At 70.0% G+C, this 2348-nt stretch carries 2 protein-coding genes; one reads left to right on the top strand and one right to left on the bottom strand.

What is annotated here, in order from left to right; translation table 11 throughout:
- Nucleotides 1–86 precede the first annotated feature (86 nt).
- Nucleotides 87–1292: a beta-ketoacyl-[acyl-carrier-protein] synthase family protein gene (locus RBS12_RS03300; protein ID WP_307964638.1), complete on the bottom strand. Its 1206-nt coding sequence runs from the start codon at nt 1290–1292 to the stop codon at nt 87–89.
- Nucleotides 1293–1471: 179 nt separating this feature from the next.
- Here RBS12_RS03300 and RBS12_RS03295 point away from each other — a divergent pair, with 179 nt between their 5' ends.
- Nucleotides 1472–2230, top strand: a complete 759-nt coding sequence (locus RBS12_RS03295; protein ID WP_307964637.1) for an SDR family oxidoreductase — start codon at nt 1472–1474, stop codon at nt 2228–2230.
- The last annotated feature ends 118 nt before the right edge of the window (nt 2231–2348 follow it).

The following is a 2348-nucleotide window of genomic DNA, read 5'->3' as shown; positions in this document are numbered from 1 at the left end:
GGGCCCACACACAAATCGACTGCTCCGTAACTGTCGTTCTGAGGGCTCAAAACGACAGTTACGGAGCAGTCGATCGTGGTGGAGCGCTACGCCTTGCTCAGAACCAGCGCCGCGTTGTGCCCGCCGAAGCCGAACGAGTTCACGATCGCGGCCCGGGCCGCGACCTCGCGCTTGACGTTCGCGACGACGTCGACCTTCACAGCGGAGTCGATGTTCGCGACATTGATCGTCGGCGGAACGACGCCCTCGCGGAGCGCCATCACGGAGGCGATCGCACTGAGGGACCCCGACGCGCCGAGTAGGTGGCCGGTCATCGACTTGGTCGAGGTCACGGGGGCGTGGATTCCGGTCTCGGCGAGGGCGTCGGACTCGTTGATGTCCCCCGTGGGGGTCGACGTCGCGTGAGCGTGGACGAAGTCGATGTCTCCGGGGGCGAGGTCCGCGGCCCGCAGGGCGAGGTTCATCGTGCGGGCCTGGTTGGACGGATCAGCTCCCACGATGTCGAAGGCGTCCGACGTGACCGCCGAGCCGTCGAGGTACGCGAGGATCTCGACGCCGCGCGCGCGGGCGTGCGATTCCCGCTCGAGCACGAGCAGCGCCGCGCCCTCGCCGAGCACGAAGCCGTCGCGGTCGGCGTCGAACGGCCGCGATGCCGCCTCGGGGTCGTCGTTTCGCTTGGACAGGGCCCGGATCTGGCCGAAGGCCGCCAGCGTGAGGCCCGTGATCGCCGCCTCGCTTCCGCCGGCGACGACGATGTCAGCGGAGCCCGCAAGGATCATCTCGCGGCCCATCGCGATGGCTTCCGCGCCGGATGCGCACGCGCTCGTGGGCGTCCGTGCCCCGGCCCGTGCCCCGAGGTCGATCGAGAGCCACGCGGCGGGGCCGTTCCCCATGAGCATTGTGACCGTGTGCGGCGAGACGCGGCGCGGCCCCGAGTCCTCGAGGACGTGCTCCTGCGCGATCGTCGTCGTGATCCCGCCGATCCCGGTGCCGACGACGACGGCGAGACGCTCGCCCGCGATTTCCGGCGTGCCAGCCATGGCCCAGGCCTCGCGGCCGGCGACAAGCGTGAACTGCTCGCAGCGGTCAAGCCGCTTGATCTCGCGGATCGCGAGCGATTCGGCGAAGGTCTCGGGCACGGTCGCGGCGATCCGGGTCGGCAGGTCCGAGGCCCAGTCGGCCTCGAGGAGGGATACGCCGGACCGGCCCTCGCGGAGAGCCTCCCAGGTCGACGGCGCATCGGTCCCGACGGGGCTGACGGCCCCGAATCCGGTGATAGCAATGCGGTCCATGCAATCAAGTATTCCTCTTGACGTACTTTTTCGGCGCTCATGGAGCTGTCAATACCGCCACGTCGGATTTGGTGGGTTCCTACAGATCCTCGGCGGGAAGCCGCCCTACCACGCGGGGAGATTTGTGCCGGTCCGACAAAGCCCGCCAAGGCGAGCGCCGCGCGGCTAGGCTGGGCCGTATGACGACGGCGCTCATCACGGGCGCGAGCTCCGGCCTCGGTGCCGAGTTCGCGCGTCAGCTTGCGGCCCAGGGGCACGCGCTCGTGCTCGTTGCGCGCAACCGGGAGCGGCTCGAGGGTTTCGCGGCCGAGCTACGCTCCCGCACCGGCGTCACCGTCGAGGTGCTGCCCGCCGATCTGACCGATCCCGCCCAGCTCGCCGCCGTCGTCGACCGCGTCGCCGACCCCGCGCGGCCGGTGGGGGTCCTCGTCAACAATGCCGGGATCGGCCTTCTGCACGATTTCGATGAGAACCCGCTCGAGGACGAGATCCGGCACCTCCATCTCCACGTCGAGTCGACGCTCAGCCTGTGCCACGCGGCGCTGCGAGCCATGACGGCGCGCCGCGAGGGGCGAATCATCAACGTCGCGTCCGTCGCGGCGTTCGTGCCGCGCGGCTCGTATTCGGCCGCGAAGGCGTGGATCCTCTCGTTCAGCCAGTGGGCCAATCTGCACTACAAGCCGAGCGGCGTTCTGGTGACCGCCCTCTGCCCGGGCTTCGTGCACACCGAGTTCCACGAACGGATGGGCATGTCGAAGGCCTTCATCCCGCCGTTCATGTGGCTGCGCGCCCCGCGCGTCGTGCGCGAAGGGCTCCTCGACAACCTCCGGGGGAAGCCCGTCTCGATCCCGTCGCGCCGGTACAAGGCGATCGTCCTCCTGAGCCGCGTCGCGCCGGCTCGCCTCAAGCAGGGGCCGCGCCGCCGCCCGAAGCGCTGACTATCGTTCGGGGGTCACCTTCGGTGGGTGCGCGGCGGTTCGGGGGTCACCTTCGGTGGGTGCGCGGCGGTTCGGGGGTCACCTTCGGTGGGTGCGCGGCGGTTCGGGGGTCACCTTC

This window comes from Sinomonas sp. ASV322, assembly GCF_030908245.1.
Lineage (GTDB): Bacteria > Actinomycetota > Actinomycetes > Actinomycetales > Micrococcaceae > Sinomonas.
The sequence above is the reverse complement of the archived record's forward strand: the minus strand, read 5'-3'. Positions and strand labels throughout refer to the sequence as shown.

Excerpts from the sequence above, each read along its gene's own strand:
- RBS12_RS03300 (WP_307964638.1), bottom strand. The coding sequence starts at position 1,292 with ATGGACCGCATTGCTATCACCGGATTCGGGGCCGTCAGCCCCGTCGGG.
- RBS12_RS03295 (WP_307964637.1), top strand. The coding sequence starts at position 1,472 with ATGACGACGGCGCTCATCACGGGCGCGAGCTCCGGCCTCGGTGCCGAG.